The organism is Pseudomonas sp. F3-2, from assembly GCF_038804275.1.
Lineage (GTDB): Bacteria > Pseudomonadota > Gammaproteobacteria > Pseudomonadales > Pseudomonadaceae > Aquipseudomonas.
The window spans coordinates 2,972,855-2,989,288 of record NZ_CP152388.1 but is presented as its reverse complement, the minus strand read 5'-3'; the positions used below and the strand labels follow the sequence as shown (position 1 = coordinate 2,989,288).

The window sequence follows — 16,434 nt, the reverse complement described above, 5'->3', positions numbered from 1 at the left end:
GCGGGAAATCAGACGGGCGAGGGCGGACGCATCCGCCTCTCGTCCGGCGGCGCCTCAATGAGGCGCGCGAGGGATGGTTTTCATCAGGTCTTCCGGGCTGATGTGCCCGACCACCTGAACCACGCTGCCAGGCTGAGGCAGGTCGAGGATGTGCCCTTTCATCTTGCCGATGACGTGCATCTCGCAGGGTTTGCAGTCGAACTTCAAGGTCAGCACTTCGTCGCCATGAACCAGCTGCATCGGTGCCACTTTGGTTCGCACGCCCGTCACCCCTTTGGCCTGCTTGGGGCACAGGTTGAACGAGAAGCGCAGGCAGTGTTTGGTGATCATCACCGGCACTTCGCCTGTTTCCTCATGGGCCTCATACGCCGCATCGATCAGCTTGACGCCGTGACGGTGGTAGAAATCCCGGGCTTTCTGGTTGTACACGTTGGCCAGAAACGACAGATGCGCCTCCGGGTATACCGGCGGTGGCGTGGTTTCGGCCTTGCGGGCACCGCGCGGGTGCGCCTTGATGCGCGCAGCGGTCAATGCTTCGATGACCTCCCGACGCAGCGCCTTGAGCTGTGAATTGGGAATGAACCACGCCTGCGGTGCGTCCAGCGCGATCGCTGTGGCGTGATACTCGGTGGTGCCGAGCTGGCCCAGCAGATCGTGCAATTGTTCGAGCGCCTGTTCCGGCTTGTTCGCAAGGCCGAACGGGCCGTTGAGCTCGACCGACGCGCTGACGCCTTCCTCGCTGGTGGCGGTCAACTGCAGGCGCTCTTCGCGCAGCCGGGCCACCCAGGCCACGCCAATGCGGCGCTCGGCCGAGGTCTTCTGCAATGCCTGCTGCCAGTTGTGATCCAGGTTACGGCTGAGCGGATGGTTGGGGCGCAGCTGCAGGCCTTTGGGCATTTCGTTGGGTTCGACGCGATACCGATAACGCTTCGCACCGTCTTCTTCGAACTCACCCTTGAGCTCGGCGATGTTAGCGCGGAAACCCACCACTTCGCGCTTGACCAGCACGTTCAGGCCGTCGCCGTTGGACAGCGGCTCATGGGTGACGACTTGCAGATCGCGCTTGCCGACCTTTTCAACGATGCCGACTTCAAGCCCGGTGAACGTCGGTGAATCGAAAGCGCCGATGTCGATCTTGCGGTCGCTGACGAAGTAATCGGTGCTGCCGCGATGGAATGTCTTGTCCGGGTCCGGCACGAAAAAGTGCGCCGTGCGACCGCTGGACGCTCTGGCCATCTCCGGGCGGTCTTCGAGGATGTCGTCCAGACGCTGACGATAATAGGCCGTGATGTTTTTCACATAGCCCATGTCTTTGTAGCGGCCTTCGATCTTGAACGAACGCACGCCTGCATCGACCAGTGCGCTGAGGTTGGCGCTCTGGTTATTGTCCTTCATCGACAACAGGTGCTTTTCATACGCCACCACACGGCCCTGATCGTCTTTGAGCGTGTAAGGCAAGCGGCAGGCCTGAGAGCAATCTCCACGGTTGGCACTGCGGCCGGTCTGCGCGTGAGAGATGTTGCATTGCCCGGAAAACGCGACACACAGCGCGCCATGAATGAAGAATTCGATGGCCGCGTCGGTTTCATCGGCGATGGCGCGAATCTCTTTCAGGTTCAGCTCGCGGGCCAGGACCAGCTGGGAAAACCCGGCCTGATCCAGAAAACGGGCGCGCTCCAGGGTGCGGATGTCGGTCTGGGTACTGGCATGCAGCTCGATCGGCGGGATGTCCAACTCCATGACGCCCAGGTCCTGAACGATCAGCGCGTCGACCCCGGCGTCGTAGAGCTGGTGAATCAGCTTGCGCGCAGGTTCGAGTTCGTTGTCGTGCAGGATGGTGTTGAGGGTGGTGAAAACCCGGGCGTGGTAACGGCGGGCGAATTCCACCAGATCAGCGATTTCACCGACTTCGTTGCAGGCGTTATGACGAGCGCCGAAGCTCGGGCCGCCGATGTAAATGGCATCGGCGCCATGCAGGATGGCCTCGCGGGCGATGGCGACGTCGCGGGCGGGACTGAGCAATTCCAGGTGATGTTTGGGCAAGGACATATTTTTTTAGTCGACATGGTCACGGTCAAGGCGCGCATTGTAGCGGCGAAACGCCCGACCGGCACCCGTCGACTGCCCGATGGCGGCCCGAAAGGCCGTCGGGCCACCAGGCGACCGGCTTGTCAGGCCTTGGCGGCCATCGCCGTCACTTCCACACGCATGCCTTCAACCGCCAGCGCGGCGACGCCGACCGCTGCGCGAACGGGCCAGGGTTTGGCGAAGAAACGCTGATACACCGCGTTGAAAGCGGCACGGTCCGCCATGTCGGTAAGGTAAATCGTCAGGTGCATGACGCGGTCCATCGAGCTGCCGGCGCGCTCGAGCGCAACCTTCAGCGCCTGCAGCGTGCATTCGCTCTGTTCGGTAATACCGCCCAGCTCCAGACTGCCGTCAGCGCGGGTTGGAACCTGGGTCGAAACCAGCAGGCCGCCAAAACCGGCGACGTCCGAGGAAATCGAATCCGCATCGGGATCGGGCAGGAAAGTGAGGTCTTGGTTTGCCATGTAGATATCCAGCTCGTAGTAATGAAGGGCGATAAAGGGCGATGAATGACGCGATCAAGCGTGTGGGCCCGTCCGACATGATGTCGCACTCGGCCGTGAAAAGGGAGGGAAGGTGGCACGGCGTGAACGGCACCGGGCAAAAAAAAGCCGCCTTCGCGTTATCTCGGACGCAAAGACGGCTCAGGGGGGGCGTTAAATCGGCGGATTTAACGTTTGAAAAAGTAGCAGGCGTTCAGAACGTTAGCCAGCTAACATTCTGCAATTCACTCTTCCCGATCCGGAAACAATCCCTCGCAAACCGCTGACGCGAGACAGTGGATCGTTATTCATCCCGGCCGCTGACCGAAGCTTCGCACGATCCCGAACGCCGGAAGAGGTATTGCTACGTGCGTGCCGATGCTGCAACCTCGTCGCTCTTCTTTATAAAGGGCGGGTCAATGGACTGGAGTGATATGCGGGTCTTTCTGGCGGTGGCCCGCAGTAAATCATTGGGCGAGGCGGCGAGGCAGTTGGGTGTGAGTCATCCCACCGTCGGCCGTCGCTTGCAGGTGCTGGAACAGACAAGCGGGCAACCCCTGTTTTTACGCACGGCGCAAGGGCTGGTGCTGACTGACACCGGGGAACGGATTCTCGGTCTGGCAGAGGAGATGGAGCAGAGCGCGCTGTCGATCGAGCGCCGCCTGGCGGGTGACAGGGACCAGCCTGAGGGGCTTTTGCGCATCTCGTCCGCAGAATGGTTCGCCGGATACGTCCTGGCGCCGGTGCTGTGTGAGTTGACGCGACGCTACCCGTTGATCATGCCCGAGGTCATTCCGGGGCATCGGTTGTTCGATCTGGCCCGCCGTGATGCGGACATCGCCTTTCGCATCGTGCCTTTCACCGAACCTGACATCGTTCATCGCAAGCTGACCACCATGCACTACGGCTTGTACACGAGTGAGGAGGGGCCTGCGCCACAGCCCGACGGTGAAGGCCTGGGCCTGATTGCCATGAACGTCGCCCAGTCCCACTATCCTGACGTGCATTGGTTGCAACAGCGCTATCCGCTGGCCCGCACCGTGTTCACCAGCAGCAGCCGCACGGTGCAGGCCCAGATGTGTGCAAGTGGCCTGGGCGTGGCGGTGCTGCCGCGGCCGCTCGGCGATCGAATCCCGGGCATTCGGTTGCTTGACCCGGACGAGCCGCCACCCGGTCGCGATATCTGGATGGGCTATCACCAGGACATGCGCAACATGGACAGGCTCCGCGCGCTGGCCGACCTGGCGTCGAACATGATCGGTTCCGAATGACCGAGTGCTGACCCTTGCGGGACAACGGCGCGCCGCTGCAGTCTTTTACGCGGCGGCAGGCTGTCGCAGGAGGGTGAAACTCAACCCCGCCCCCAGCGCCAGAAAGGCCGCGATACAGAGAATGGAAACGCTGAAGGCGTGGGTGATCGCTGGCGCGTCCGAGTGTGTTCCCAACACGCTGTAGAACACTCCGCCGATCACCGCGACGCTCAGCGAAGTGCTGATCTGCAATGAGGCGCTGGTGATTCCTGCAATCATCCCGGAGTAGGCGGGCGCTACTCTTCCCGTGACCATGCGCATCAGCGTTGGCAGCGCCAGACCCTGGCCGAATCCGATCACAAACAGAATGACAGCCAACAGCGAGGCGGACGGCGCAGCGTCAGTAGGCGTCGCCGTCACAAGCCACGCCAGCGCCAGGAATCCGATGACCTCCAACGCCATGCCCACTGGATTGACGTAAACGCCAAAGAGCCGTTTGAACTGCCCGGTCGACAATGGCCCCAACAGAAAGCCCGCGCCAAAAGGCAGGAAAACCAGGCCCGCGTGCAGCGCGGTTGCGTGCAGGGCGCCCTGCAGATAAATCGAAAACAACAGGAAGAACACGCCGATCGCGTAAAAGCACAGGGCGACCATCAGGGCTCGGCCCAGGCCTGGCGCCTTCAGCGCGGCAGGATTGAGCAGAGGTGTCCCGCCGGCGCGATGCAAACGGCGTTCGTACTGCCAGAACACCCAGGCCAGCACGGGGGCTGCAGCAAGGGACAGCCAGGCCCACAGCGGCCAGCCGGCTTCGCGCCCTTCGATCAGGGGCACGATCAGTGCGCCAAGCGTGAGCATCGACAGGGCCGTGCCGCAGAGGTCCAGCTTGCTGGCGTGCGCCGCGCGGGTTTCCTTGAACACCGGGATCCCGAACACCACGACCAGCAATGCAATGGGCAGGTTGACCAGAAAGATCGCTCGCCATCCCATCCCCATCACGTTGAGGGAAATAAGAATGCCGCCCAGTGCCTGACCAATCACCGAGGCCAGGCCGAACACGGCGCCGTAGATGCTCAACGCCAGCGGCTTTTCGGATTCAGGAAAAATCGCCTGCACCGACGCGAGCGCCTGAGGCGCCATCACCGCCGCGGTTATGCCTTGCAGAGCCCGCCCGGCGATCAACATCCACGGCGACGTCGCCAGCCCGCAGAGCAGTGATGCCGCCGCGAAGCCGACCAGCCCCAGAAAGAACATGCGCCCGCGGCCGTAAAGATCACCCAACCGCCCGCCAGTGATCAGTGTGACGGCATACAGCGTCGCATACGAAGAGATCACCAACTGTTGCGCGGAAGAGCCGGTCCCCAGATCACCCTGAATCGACGGCAGGGCGACGTTGACGATGAAGAAGTCCAGTGGCGGCAGGAACGCGCCGACCAGCAGGATGACGAACATGAACCAGCGTTTTGGATCGTGTGTGATATCAGCGTTATGAGTCATGGTAAGAGACATAAGAAGTCCTTGAAGAAACCGTTCGGTTCCAGATGGATTAACGGTTGATCAGCTGTTGAGTAGACGCATGGAGCGCTCGACCAGCGCGATCATGTCTGCCTCAGTTGCACCGGTCTTGCCGAGCACCCGCATGCCCTCGATCTGACAGACCAGGAAATGTGCCATCGCCTGTTCGTCGCCTTCTTCCAACTCCCCGGCCGCTTGCCCACGGATGATCGCGCTGGCGTACAGCTGTTGAGTGCGGTGGAGCATGCGGGCAATTCGCTGCGCGACCTCGGGCTCTTGCGCAACCAGTTCGTTCGCTACTGCAACCAGCATGCAGCCTCGTCGCCCTTCCTGGCCTGAAGAGGCGCGGGCGTGGCGCAGCATGGAGTCGTGGATCGCCTGCCTGGCGGTGCCGGGCCGGGACAGCATCTCTGCCGTCACTTTCAAGGCTTGCGAGGTGTAGATATCGAGGGCCGCCAGGAGCAGGCCTTTCTTGTCGCCAAAGGCTTTGTACAAGCTTCCCCGCGATAACCCGGTGCCTTCGATCAGGTCCGGCAGCGATGCACCTTCATACCCACGATCCCAAAATACGTTCATCGCGCTGCGGGCAGCATCGTCCAGTGAAAACTGCCGTGGACGCCCGGGTCCGGATGCATGAGTCATTGATCAGCGCTCCTGAATACCGGCTCAGGTCAAGAACCGGTCAGTTCCAATCTAAAGGATTTTTTGCGCCTTCAGGCCGCACAAAAATGAACGACCCGTGTGCATTTCTGGCAGTACCGTCGGCGTTGCTCGACTTCCAGAATGGGTCACCGTGGTTTCAATCGATCCACGCAGACAACACGTGAGGAGTCAGAGATGTCAGGAAAATTTTCGAATCAGGTCGCCGTCGTGACAGGCGCATCCACCGGCATTGGATTGGCCATTGCTCAGGGGCTGATTGCCGAGGGTGCCAAACGCGTTTACATCACAGGCCGCTCTGCAGGCACCCTGAACGCTGCGGTCGAGAAGCTGGGCGACAAAGCCGTGGCGGTGATTTCCGACGTGTCCCGTCAAGCTGATCTCGATGCGCTCCGGGCGGTCATCGAGGAGCAAGGCGATCGGGTGGACGCGGTGTTTGCCAACGCAGGCATCTGCGAAAAAAATCCGCTGGGCGAAACCAGCGAGGCCGCTTACTACACGATGTTCGACATCAACGTGAAAGGCGTCTTCTTCACCGTTCAGACCCTGCTGCCATTGATGAAGGACGGATCGTCCATTGTCCTGACCGCCTCGATCTGCTCCAGCAACGGCATGGAAGGGCTGAGCCTCTACAACGCCTCGAAGGCCGCCGTGCGCTCTTTCGCGCGCACGTGGGCCAATGAACTCAAAGGCCGCAAAATCCGCGCGAATGTGCTCAGCCCTGGGTTCACGCGCACGCCGCTGATGGACAACGGCCTGGGGATGAGCGAAAGCGACATCGCAGAGCTGCGCAAGCACGTGGAGCAAATCACGCCCTTGGGCTACATGGCTCAACCGGAAGAAATCGCTTCTTGCGCGCTGTTCCTGGCGTCCGATGACGCGCGCTACGTGAACGGCGTCGAGTTGATGGTCGACGGTGGTCTGTCGCAAATCTGAAATCCACCGTGCTGTCCGCAGCCCTCAGAGACAGGATGATTCCCAGGAGGATAACGTCATGAACACCGAACAGCTGCTCGCTCGACTGGAGGCGCTGGAAAGTCGCGCGGCTATCGAAACCCTGATTTCTGCCTACGCAAACGCATTCGATCGCCTGGACAGGGCGCTTCTGCAGAGCATCTGGCACGCCGATTCCACCCTTGATTTGCCAGGTTTCGGCAGCGCCTCAAGCCGCGACGACATTTTGCTGATCGCAGAAAACAGCTGGCGGCAAATGCCCCACATGCACCACTGGATGGCCAACCCTCTGATCCAGATCGACGGCGACGACGCGACAGGGACAGTCGCGGCGGACTGCGTGTTTTACGACGTCGAGAAAGGCCCCGTACAAGTCAGCGGGCTGTATCACGACACGTTCGAACGCCGGGCAGGGAAGTGGGCATTCGCGTCGAGGCACTTCGAGCTCCACTACCTGACCCCCCTGAAAGACTGGACGCCCGTTGCGGGCAGCGAACCTTTCGCATCGCAGCCCGCGTAAGCCAGAAGCAGTTCCTGGGGTCAGAATCGCTTCGGCAAGCGCATCGGCCCAAGCCATTCGAACAAGCGGTGATCAAGCACAGGTTGATCACCGCTTTCAGTTCCTTGATGAATGAGCTGAACATTCTCGGGACCAGCAGACCTCAGATGCTCACGCCGGGCCAGGCGCGCTCACTGTCCTGGCCAGCCATTGCGCGACAACCTCGAATGACTCGTCGCTGTTGCGCTCATACAACAACCCGTGCCCGTTTCCATGAATGCCCAGGGCTGGCAGGTCCAGGTGGTCCACCTGTGCACCTGCTGTTTGTAGAAAGGGAACGATGCTGGCGGCGAACGAGGCGAACATTGACGTTTCGCCCGTCACCAGGGCCACCGGCATGCCCGTCAATGCGGGCACTTTCAGGGTGGCAGGGTCGGCAGTTTGCACCTGATCGGGCGTTTCTCGCGGTGGGTCGAACGCGATCGGCGCCGCCGTCAGGCCCCATTCCAGGGTTCCGATTCCAGGCGTGTGGCCAAATACCGGGCCCATGGGCTCTACCGCCACGATGGCCGCCACTGAATCCGGTCGGCGATCGGCGATCAACCAGCCACTGGGTCCGGTAGCGGAATGGGTCACGATGATGGCTTTGCCGATCCTGTCCAGCAGCTGGGACAAGCGATCCGCGTCCAGAGTCTGCGAAGCGGCCAGGTCGGCCGGCATCGGGCCGTAACCGGCCATGAACCCGTCGAAAGCTTCATCGTCGTCCGGCGCGAATGGCCATTGGCTCTCAGCGCCGCCTTCCGGGAAATAGACTTCGCGGGCACGTTCATAAGAGAAGGCAGGGCCCATCGGCCCCAGTATGTCCGGATGATACGGCGAGCGGCCATGGCCAGGCCTGTCCACGCAGAACACCACGAAGCCCGCTTCTACAAATCGCTGGGCCCAGCCAGGTCGACCATCGGGCGTATCCAGCCATTCGGTGCCTTGCAGGGTGCCGCCGTGGACGAGGACGACGGGGTAGGGCTGAGTGACGAATTCCGGCGCTTGCCAAGCGACATACATGGGGCCTTTCTGGTATTGCCTGCCGTTCTGAGTGACGCGAGCCCCGGTGACCCAGAAGTGGCCCCGGCGGGAGCGTGTCACAGGGGCTGTCAGCCACGGCTGATCAGATGCCTGCGCTGAGCGAGTGACGGATTCCAGTGCGAACATGGACCAATCCTTGTCCCCGAAGCCGCGCGCCACGGCCGCCGTCATCTTTGAGCGCACCGCGTCGGCAGCCGGGAGTTCCAGATTTTTGCAATGAGCAGCATCGACGGCCAGGTTGATGTCCTTGAGACCCAGAGACATCTTGAAGCCCGGTTCGAACGTGCCGTTGACGATGTTCTGCCCATAGCGCTGATAACTGGGGCTGGCGAACAGGGTCTGCGTCATCAGCTCAATGAACGTAGCCTTGGGCAGCCCGTGACGCTCGGCGAGCGAGCTGGCTTCGCCGAGGGACTGGATGGCTTGCGTGATCATCATGTTGCCCGCGATTTTCGCGATGCATGCCTGAACGGGCTGCGTGCCCAGAGGCCAGGTTTTCTTACCCAATACGTCAAGGATCGGCTGGACCTTCGTGATAGCGGACTGTGGCCCCGCGACCATGATGTTCATCTCTCCACGGGCGGCCACCGCGGGTACGCCGAACACCGGCGCAGCGATGAACGGGATGCCCAATTCATCATGGCGTGCTTGCAACGTTTCCATGAGCTGCGGCGAGAGGGTGGACATGACGATGTGGATGCATCGCTGATCCGCGCGCTGCAGCGCCCCTGAAGCAAGCAGCACCTCGTTAACGGCGCGATCATCGGCCAGCATGCTGATCGCCACATCGCCCTGGAACGCCTCGGACGGTGAGTCCAGCGCGTTCACGCCCTGCAGATTCGCCAAGGCGTCACGGCTGCGATTCCAGGCGCTGACGCGGTAGCCCGCCTTGATCAGCAGTGGAATGATTGCTCGGCCCATGCTGCCTGTCCCGATGAAGCCAATATGCATGTTGAGTCCCTCGCTGTGAGTTGAAGTCGCATGTGGAATTCAGTATGCGAGGCGGGGAACTGCGGCGGGACTGCCATTGCTGCACCCCGGCCGTTCACTTTTGTACGGGGGGCAGCGAAGGGGCTGAAACGACCGTTGCTGTAGAGTTATAGAATTCGACACCGCCATTACGTACCACTATGATACGTACCACAGTACGTAATCGAGATAATGAACATGGCACGTGGCGGAATCGACAAGACAATCGTGCACAAGGCGCGGCAATCGATCCTCGCGCGGGGGGAACATCCGAGTATCGATGCGGTACGGGTTGAGCTGGGCAATACCGGCTCAAAAACCACGATTCATCGCTATCTGCGCGAAATCGACAGTGCCGATCCGCGACCACAAGGGTCGACGGAGCGGTTGAGCGAGGAGCTTTCAACACTTGTCAGCCGCTTGCTGGCGCGGCTGGTGGAAGAGGGTGGGCAGGCGGTCGTTCTGGCTCAGGCGGAATTCGATGCGCAGCGTCAGGCGCTGGAAGCCAGGCTTGCCGCGACCCAGCGTGAACTGGCCACGCTGCAACGTCAGTACGACAGTCAGCACGTGGCGCTGCAGGCGCAGACCTCCGAGCTGCACACGTGTCATTCCAGTTTGCAGACCGAGATCACCCGAAATGCGAGGCTGAGCCAACACTGCGCTGACCTTGAAGTGCGCGTGCTGGACAAGGACGAACAGATTCGTTCGCTGGAAGAGAAGCATGTGCATGCGCGGGATGCGCTGCAGCATTATCGCGATGCCGTCCAAGAGCAGCGCGATCAGGAAGCGCATCGGCATGAAGGGCAGTTGCAGCAATTACAGCTTGAACTCCGTGAGTTGCAACAGGCGCAGACAATCAAGCAAGACGAGCTGACCCGCCTGAACCGCGACAACGAGCGTCTGCTGAGTGAAGCTCGCCAGCAAGCCGAAGCATCGCGCGCGCAGGGCAAACACGTTGACTCACTGAGCACGCAGGTTCAAAAGCTCACGCTCAGCGAGGCGAAGGCGTCAGCGATCATTGAGCATCACCAAGACCAGGCCGTGCAGCTCCGGGAAGAGATCAAGGCGCTCACCCTCGCCGCCGCGCTGGCAACTCATCGGGAAGCCGATCTGGCCAGGCGACTCGATGAGGTACAGAGCCAGCTTGCAAGAACGCTGGATGAGACGGGCGAAGGCGCGGCCGGAGATGAACCCGCGGCTTGAATGATCACCCGGCGATGTCAGCCACGAAGCGGGCGACCCGGCGCGTCAACTCGTCGATCTGAAAGGGTTTGGTCATCAAGTGCATGCCCGGTTCGAGCATGCTCTCCCAGCTGAGCGCGTCTTGAACGTAGCCGGTGATAAAAAGAACCGTGAGATCTGGACGCAGCGATCTCGCAGCGTCGGCGACCTGACGGCCATTGATACCGCCTCGCAGTCCGACGTCGGTGATCAGCAGGTCGAAGTGCTGCCCGGACTGAACCCACTGCAAGCCTTTTGGGCCGTCATCGGCGTCATAGACGTCGTATTTCAGGTCTTTAAGCGCGTCGGTAATCAGCATTCGGATGATGGTGTCATCTTCAATCACCAGCACGGTCGCTTTGCGGTCGTTCGGTGTCTGACGCAACGGGGCGTGGGGCACGTCCTGCGCGACGCTGTCCGCCAGTGAACGAGGCAGCAAAAGGGTCATCGTGGTGCCCAGCCCCAGAGTCGACTCGATGTGGATGTTGCCACCTGACTGGCGCACGAATCCATGAATCATGGAAAGCCCGAGTCCAGTCCCTTCGCCCATTGGCTTGGTGGTGAAGAAAGGCTCGAAAGCGTGGGCGATGACCTCGTCGCTCATGCCGCTGCCGTTGTCGCTGACACTCAGGACGTTGTAGTCGCCGGCGGGCAGGTCACGGTCAGCGGCAGCCGCCATGTTCAAAACACAGGTGCCCGTGCGGATGGTCAGCGTACCCACTGACGCCATCGCATCCCGCGCATTGATACACAGATTGAGCAGGGCGTTTTCCAGCTGATTGGGGTCCACCAGGCTCAGCCATTGCGTTGGCTCGCTGTGAATCTCGACGTCAACCGAGGGGCCCACGGTGCTTCGAATGAGATCGAGCATGCCGTTGGCAAGAACACTTAGATTCGTGAACGTGGGCGCCAGCGTCTGCCGGCGTGAAAATGCCAGCAGACGGTGAGTCAGCGCGGCGGCCCGACGAGAAGCGCCTTGCGCGGCATCAAGGTAGCGTGCCGTTTCATCTATCCGACCCTGCTCGATCCGCGCCCTGAGCATGTCCAGACTGCCCATCACGCCGGCGAGCATGTTGTTGAAGTCGTGAGCGAGTCCGCCTGTGAGTTGGCCGACCGCTTCCATTTTCTGACTTTGCCTGAGTTGTTGCTCCAGCAATCGCTGGGCCGTCATTTCAATACCGACACCCGTACGACGAATCGGCTCGCCGGCGGTGCTGAAATACGTGTGGCCACGGGACAGGACCCATCGCACGCCGCCGGCGGGATGCACGATGCGGTATTCCAGCTCAAGGTCACCGCTGTCGACCAGACCGCCAGCCATGGTCTTGCGCAGGGCGACAAGGTCGTCCGGATGCACGTTCGCAAGGAAGTCCTGACGCTTGATTCCCGTTGCCGCCTGCAGCGGATCTATTCCGTACAGCTCGCTGATTCCAGCATCGCAGTAGAAGCAGTCAGTGGATATTTCGTAGGTCCAGACCCCGACGCCGCTCACAGCGGACAGGGCCAGGCGCGCGAAATCCATGGAATCGTGAAGCGCCGACTCAGCCACGGCTTCAGCCAGCACGTCACGATCGGTGGAGTTGGACGCCTGCATAATCCGCGAAACGGCACGCCGAGCATCCGCGACGGTAGCGTAATGCCCATCACGGACTTGATCGTCAAGCAGTGAGGCCAGCGCGAGATCAAGAACCAGGTCTTGGGGAGTGCCGTAGGACATGCGCAGACCTTAGCGTGCGGGGTTGTGGTCGGGCTGCGGAGTATCTCATATCCACTTGGTTGGTCTGTAGTCGCTGTGAGCTGGGTAGAGGGGGGTGCTGTTGATGGCATGGGCGGCAGGTCTGAGGGGTACGTCAGCAATGGCTATCACAACGACGGCGAGGTCGATAACCAAGCGTGGAGCTATTGGCGCGCGCTCAGTCGCTGATGGTACAGACGCTTGCGCCCGAACGGCTCTACATCAGCCGCTACGGGCACTCGGCGGGTTATCCCATCCACTTCCACTTGATTCCAGTCTACGACTGGTTGGAGCAGCAGTTTTGGGCGGACTCCCGCTACCGATCGCTGGAGATGTTCGCCAACCCGGCAAAATCTGAAACTTGCACGGATGGCGCGGAACTGACGTTGTTCATCTGGCGTGAGTTCGGCGAACGGACGCATCCACCGACGATCCCTGGCCGGACCATTGCCCAGGTGGTCAGTCTATTGCGCAAGGCGTTTGCAGCCCATCCATATCCAGCCTGAGACGTTGAGCACGTCTTCCAACCGACAGGAGTTCGAACCATGACGCTGGCCCGACGTCAGTTCAATAGACTGACTTTAATGACTCTGCTTGGTATTGGAGCCTTGATGATGAAGCCTGTTTTCGCTGCGTCTCCCTTACAGACGCTGATGCTGAAGCCCAATGGCGGCATTCCCAACAATCCGACGTTGCCTGTGCTGATTTATCCGGGCGCACTGCAAGTGACTGGTAGCGATCCTGCGTCGTTGTTCGAGCGCACCTTTGCGGCCAACGATTGGCCGCCGCAATGGCGTTATGGGGTGTTTACTTACCACCATTATCATACTCATGGTCACGAAGTGCTGGGTGTCTATGCCGGTCATGCGCGCTTGATGTTGGGCGGGCCGGAGGGTCACGTGATCGATGTCAAAGCCGGGGATGTGCTGTTGCTGCCCGCAGGGACGGGGCACCGCAACCTTGGGTCCAGTGATGACTTCATGGTGGTCGGCGCGTATCCGCCCGGGCAAGAGGGCGACATCAACCGTGAGCCGGCCACGCCTGCACAGATCGAACAGATCGCGCGCTTGCCGTTTCCGCAGTCCGATCCAGTGCTGGGTGACAAAGGCGGTGTAAGCAAGTACTGGCGGAGGTGACCGCCGTCTCCAGGCGAGTGTAATGAGCTCGACAGTCGGGGCTGCAAGTATTCAATTTTGCACCGCCAGTTCCGGTAGGGTCACCGAAACGTCCCATTTCAAATGGTTGGCGGGCGCAGTGGCAATCACCGTGCTGATATCAAGGTGAGGGCTGTCTGCGGGCAGGTATCGGCCATCCTGAGCGACCATCAGTTCAACAATGGACGCCTGGTCAACATGTGATCCTCAAGGCTTCAAGTTGCTGGGCCATATAGCCGAACGTCGCTTTGAGGTTGCTGTCAGGCATAGAGCCATAGCTGCTGGATGGGCATCGTGCGGCTCTTTTCCAGAGCCCGCGTGCGCCACGGTCTGATCAGCGCCATTGTTATCGAACAAGGCCACCAACACAGGAGGCTGTCGATATGACGCTATATGAAAAATCATAACCGTAGGATGCCTACATTATGCATTCGCGACATATGTATAGCGGAAACAATTCGTTCGGAATTCACTTCATTTGCTCTACTTTAGCGGCCTTCGGTAAGCCGCACAGACAGACTCTGTGAGCTGCCCACACGCATTCAGTGAGGTTCGCAATGTCGTTGTCCTGCGCCGCCCCGGCTGCCGTTTTTGACTCCGCCAGTCAGGGCGACTCCGCTTATGCGCGTATTCGGCGAGATATTCTTTCCTGCCGCTTGATGCCAGGCGTCACCTTCACCGAACCCGGCTTGATGGAAACCTATGACATCGGCAAGAGCAGCTGCCGCATAGCCTTGACCCGACTGTCCCACGAAAACCTGGTGACCTCACGCCCGCGCAAGGGCTATCAGGTCGCGCCGATCACCGTCAAAGACGTCGAAGAGGTATTCACCCTGCGCGTCCAGCTCGAACCGCTGGCGGCCAGGCTCGCGGTCGGTCGAATCGACATCGAGCGCTTGAAAGTGTTGGAGGCCGCCTGCCGGGTCAAGCATCTGGTGCCGTTGCCCGATCAGATCGACGTGTTCATGGACGCCAACAAAGCGTTCCATCTGGAGATCGCCCAGGCGACCGGCAACGACCGGCTGTTGCGCACCCTGTCCAGCCTGATGGACGAGATGAGTCGGCTCGTAGCATTGGGTTTCAACGTGCAAGGCACCAAGCCCGAGATCAAGCATGACCATAACGCGATGATCGCCGCGTTCGAAGAGGGCGATGCCAGGAAGGTCGAGCTGATCGCCCGCCGTCACATTGAAACCTTTCAGGCCATGACCCTGGAAAAGGTCTACGCCAGCCTGAGCGAAACCGGTGCCTCGTTACCAATGCTTGCCGCGAGGTTCGCCCGATGAATGCCGCCGCCAAAGTGCAACACAAGGTCGCAGCGATCAGCCTGAGCGGCATCCGCCAGCAGTTCGGTGCTCTGGAAGTGCTGCGTGACATTTCGTTCGAGGTTGCGCCTGGGGAAATTGTCGCGCTGCTGGGCACCTCTGGCTGCGGCAAAAGCACGTTGCTCAACGTCGCCTCGGGCCTGCTCAAACCGGATCATGGCAGCCTGACCATCGATGGCATCGCGGCAGAGCGGTTCAGCGATTGGCAACGCATTGCCTATATGTTCCAGGAGGACCGCTTGCTGCCTTGGCGCAGCGTTCAGGCTAACGTCGCGTTCGGTCTGGAAGCCACTTCATTGAGTGGCCAGCAACGCCACCAGCGTGTCGAGCAAGTGCTGCGACTGGTCGGTCTAGAGGCGTTCGCCAACGCCTGGCCGCACCAACTTTCAGGCGGCATGCGCAGCCGCGTGGCCCTGGCTCGCAGTCTGGTGGTGCAGCCGCGAATTCTGTTGATGGATGAGCCTTTCTCCAAGCTCGACCCACACACCCGCAGTCAGATGCATGACGAACTGCTGCGCCTGCACGCACTTAGCGGCATGACCGTCATTTTTGTCACCCATGACGTGGAAGAAGCAGTGGTACTGGCCGACCGGATCATCGTGCTGGAGCCGCGCCCCGGTCGCATCCGAGCGGTCAAGTCACTGTCATTGCCGCGACCGCGCATTCCCACCGATGCCGCGGTCACCGAACGCGTTCGCCAACTGCGTCTGGAGCTGTGACATGGATCACGCAAAACGCTACTCCGGTCTGCTCCTGCAACGCCTCGTCCTCGTCGCCATCTTCGCGGTGCTCTGGTGGTACGCGGCGGGCAAGGTGCCGTCGTTCGTACTGCCAGGGCCGCAGAAGGTGTTCACCGCCCTTGGCGCGCTATTACACAGCGACACTTTTTTGCACGACGTTGGCGCGACCATGGGCCGGGTGTTCAGCGGGTTCCTGCTGGCCGTGGCCGTGGGCACACCGCTGGGCCTGGCGCTGGGCACGAGCCGGGTACTGGCCCGATTCTTCGAGCCACTGCTGGCCGTTTTCAACACGGTGTCGTCAGCGATCTGGGCGATTTTCGCGATCATCTGGTTCGGTATTTCCGACGCGACCACGGTGTTCGTGGTGTTCATGACGGCCATGCCGCTGATCCTCACCAATGTCTGGCAGGGCGCGCAGACCGTGGAGCGACAGTACGTCGAACTGGCCCGTTCATTTCGGATGTCGCGGCTGCAGATCCTGCTGAAGATTTCTTTGCCCAGCATCCTGCCGTACTTTTTTTCCGGGGCGCGTCTGGCGTTCGGTTTTGGCTGGCGGGTGTCGCTGGTGGCCGAGACCCTGGGTGCCTCGGACGGCATCGGTTATCGCCTGCGCCAAGCCGCAGATCTGGTGCAGAGCGATCAAGTCTTTGCCTGGACGGTGTTGCTGGTCGCGTTGATGTTGCTGCTTGAAGCCGGAGTGCTCAAACCCCTCGAGCGTCGGCTGTTTCGCTGGAAAACCCACAGTCTCTAACCCATAAGGTT

Annotated in this window: 15 protein-coding genes; 9 read left to right on the top strand and 6 right to left on the bottom strand. The window is 60.8% G+C overall.

What is annotated here, in order from left to right; genetic code table 11:
- Positions 1 to 54 precede the first annotated feature (54 nt).
- Positions 55 to 2,049: a U32 family peptidase gene (locus AAGQ88_RS13645; RefSeq protein ID WP_342655711.1), complete on the bottom strand. Its 1,995-nt coding sequence runs from the start codon at positions 2,047 to 2,049 to the stop codon at positions 55 to 57.
- Between the two features lie 122 nt (positions 2,050 to 2,171).
- Positions 2,172 to 2,552 (bottom strand): RidA family protein, encoded by a 381-nt coding sequence (locus AAGQ88_RS13640; protein WP_342655710.1) that lies wholly within the window; start codon positions 2,550 to 2,552, stop codon positions 2,172 to 2,174.
- 437 nt (positions 2,553 to 2,989) lie between these two features.
- Between AAGQ88_RS13640 and AAGQ88_RS13635 the strand changes: the two genes are divergently transcribed.
- Positions 2,990 to 3,841, top strand: coding sequence for a LysR family transcriptional regulator (locus AAGQ88_RS13635; protein WP_342655709.1), 852 nt, complete (start codon positions 2,990 to 2,992; stop codon positions 3,839 to 3,841).
- A gap of 45 nt (positions 3,842 to 3,886) precedes the next feature.
- On the opposite strand, the gene AAGQ88_RS13630 is transcribed toward AAGQ88_RS13635, so the two are convergent.
- On the bottom strand, positions 3,887 to 5,326 hold the full coding sequence (locus AAGQ88_RS13630; RefSeq protein WP_342655708.1) for an MFS transporter: 1,440 nt from the start codon (positions 5,324 to 5,326) through the stop codon (positions 3,887 to 3,889).
- A gap of 48 nt (positions 5,327 to 5,374) precedes the next feature.
- Positions 5,375 to 5,974: a TetR/AcrR family transcriptional regulator gene (locus AAGQ88_RS13625; protein ID WP_342655707.1), complete on the bottom strand. Its 600-nt coding sequence runs from the start codon at positions 5,972 to 5,974 to the stop codon at positions 5,375 to 5,377.
- A 195-nt stretch (positions 5,975 to 6,169) separates the two neighbouring features.
- Between AAGQ88_RS13625 and AAGQ88_RS13620 the strand changes: the two genes are divergently transcribed.
- Both AAGQ88_RS13620 and AAGQ88_RS13615 read left to right on the top strand, forming a co-directional pair.
- Complete coding sequence (locus AAGQ88_RS13620) at positions 6,170 to 6,928, top strand: SDR family oxidoreductase (RefSeq protein WP_342655706.1); 759 nt, start codon at positions 6,170 to 6,172, stop codon at positions 6,926 to 6,928.
- A gap of 58 nt (positions 6,929 to 6,986) precedes the next feature.
- On the top strand, positions 6,987 to 7,466 hold the full coding sequence (locus AAGQ88_RS13615; RefSeq protein WP_342655705.1) for a nuclear transport factor 2 family protein: 480 nt from the start codon (positions 6,987 to 6,989) through the stop codon (positions 7,464 to 7,466).
- Positions 7,467 to 7,616: 150 nt separating this feature from the next.
- Here AAGQ88_RS13615 and AAGQ88_RS13610 read toward each other — a convergent pair whose 3' ends face one another.
- On the bottom strand, positions 7,617 to 9,479 hold the full coding sequence (locus tag AAGQ88_RS13610; RefSeq protein ID WP_342655704.1) for an alpha/beta fold hydrolase: 1,863 nt from the start codon (positions 9,477 to 9,479) through the stop codon (positions 7,617 to 7,619).
- Between the two features lie 216 nt (positions 9,480 to 9,695).
- Here AAGQ88_RS13610 and AAGQ88_RS13605 point away from each other — a divergent pair, with 216 nt between their 5' ends.
- Positions 9,696 to 10,700 (top strand): DNA-binding protein, encoded by a 1,005-nt coding sequence (locus AAGQ88_RS13605; protein WP_342655703.1) that lies wholly within the window; start codon positions 9,696 to 9,698, stop codon positions 10,698 to 10,700.
- Between the two features lie 4 nt (positions 10,701 to 10,704).
- On the opposite strand, the gene AAGQ88_RS13600 is transcribed toward AAGQ88_RS13605, so the two are convergent.
- Positions 10,705 to 12,435, bottom strand: coding sequence for an ATP-binding protein (locus AAGQ88_RS13600; RefSeq protein ID WP_342655702.1), 1,731 nt, complete (start codon positions 12,433 to 12,435; stop codon positions 10,705 to 10,707).
- A 176-nt stretch (positions 12,436 to 12,611) separates the two neighbouring features.
- Between AAGQ88_RS13600 and AAGQ88_RS13595 the strand changes: the two genes are divergently transcribed.
- From AAGQ88_RS13595 to AAGQ88_RS13575, 5 genes are all read left to right on the top strand, one after another.
- Positions 12,612 to 12,959 (top strand): hypothetical protein, encoded by a 348-nt coding sequence (locus tag AAGQ88_RS13595; RefSeq protein ID WP_342655701.1) that lies wholly within the window; start codon positions 12,612 to 12,614, stop codon positions 12,957 to 12,959.
- A 108-nt stretch (positions 12,960 to 13,067) separates the two neighbouring features.
- Positions 13,068 to 13,589 (top strand): cupin, encoded by a 522-nt coding sequence (locus AAGQ88_RS13590; protein WP_285424067.1) that lies wholly within the window; start codon positions 13,068 to 13,070, stop codon positions 13,587 to 13,589.
- A 575-nt stretch (positions 13,590 to 14,164) separates the two neighbouring features.
- Complete coding sequence (locus tag AAGQ88_RS13585; RefSeq protein WP_285423740.1) at positions 14,165 to 14,893, top strand: GntR family transcriptional regulator; 729 nt, start codon at positions 14,165 to 14,167, stop codon at positions 14,891 to 14,893.
- Positions 14,890 to 15,651 (top strand): ABC transporter ATP-binding protein, encoded by a 762-nt coding sequence (locus AAGQ88_RS13580; RefSeq protein WP_342655700.1) that lies wholly within the window; start codon positions 14,890 to 14,892, stop codon positions 15,649 to 15,651. Before AAGQ88_RS13585 ends, AAGQ88_RS13580 begins: the two co-directional genes overlap by 4 nt.
- Position 15,652: 1 nt before the next feature.
- A complete protein-coding gene (locus tag AAGQ88_RS13575) occupies positions 15,653 to 16,423 on the top strand; it encodes an ABC transporter permease (RefSeq protein ID WP_285423742.1) in 771 nt (256 codons plus the stop codon).
- Positions 16,424 to 16,434: the final 11 nt, after the last annotated feature.

Coding starts and splice junctions, on each gene's coding strand:
- AAGQ88_RS13625 (WP_342655707.1), bottom strand. CDS start 5,974: ATGACTCATGCATCCGGACCCGGGCGTCCACGGCAGTTTTCACTGGAC.
- AAGQ88_RS13600 (WP_342655702.1), bottom strand. CDS start 12,435: ATGTCCTACGGCACTCCCCAAGACCTGGTTCTTGATCTCGCGCTGGCC.
- AAGQ88_RS13620 (WP_342655706.1), top strand. CDS start 6,170: ATGTCAGGAAAATTTTCGAATCAGGTCGCCGTCGTGACAGGCGCATCC.
- AAGQ88_RS13645 (WP_342655711.1), bottom strand. CDS start 2,049: ATGTCCTTGCCCAAACATCACCTGGAATTGCTCAGTCCCGCCCGCGAC.
- AAGQ88_RS13630 (WP_342655708.1), bottom strand. CDS start 5,326: ATGTCTCTTACCATGACTCATAACGCTGATATCACACACGATCCAAAA.
- AAGQ88_RS13610 (WP_342655704.1), bottom strand. CDS start 9,479: ATGCATATTGGCTTCATCGGGACAGGCAGCATGGGCCGAGCAATCATT.
- AAGQ88_RS13635 (WP_342655709.1), top strand. CDS start 2,990: ATGGACTGGAGTGATATGCGGGTCTTTCTGGCGGTGGCCCGCAGTAAA.
- AAGQ88_RS13605 (WP_342655703.1), top strand. CDS start 9,696: ATGGCACGTGGCGGAATCGACAAGACAATCGTGCACAAGGCGCGGCAA.
- AAGQ88_RS13590 (WP_285424067.1), top strand. CDS start 13,068: ATGAAGCCTGTTTTCGCTGCGTCTCCCTTACAGACGCTGATGCTGAAG.
- AAGQ88_RS13615 (WP_342655705.1), top strand. CDS start 6,987: ATGAACACCGAACAGCTGCTCGCTCGACTGGAGGCGCTGGAAAGTCGC.
- AAGQ88_RS13580 (WP_342655700.1), top strand. CDS start 14,890: ATGAATGCCGCCGCCAAAGTGCAACACAAGGTCGCAGCGATCAGCCTG.
- AAGQ88_RS13640 (WP_342655710.1), bottom strand. CDS start 2,552: ATGGCAAACCAAGACCTCACTTTCCTGCCCGATCCCGATGCGGATTCG.
- AAGQ88_RS13575 (WP_285423742.1), top strand. CDS start 15,653: ATGGATCACGCAAAACGCTACTCCGGTCTGCTCCTGCAACGCCTCGTC.
- AAGQ88_RS13585 (WP_285423740.1), top strand. CDS start 14,165: ATGTCGTTGTCCTGCGCCGCCCCGGCTGCCGTTTTTGACTCCGCCAGT.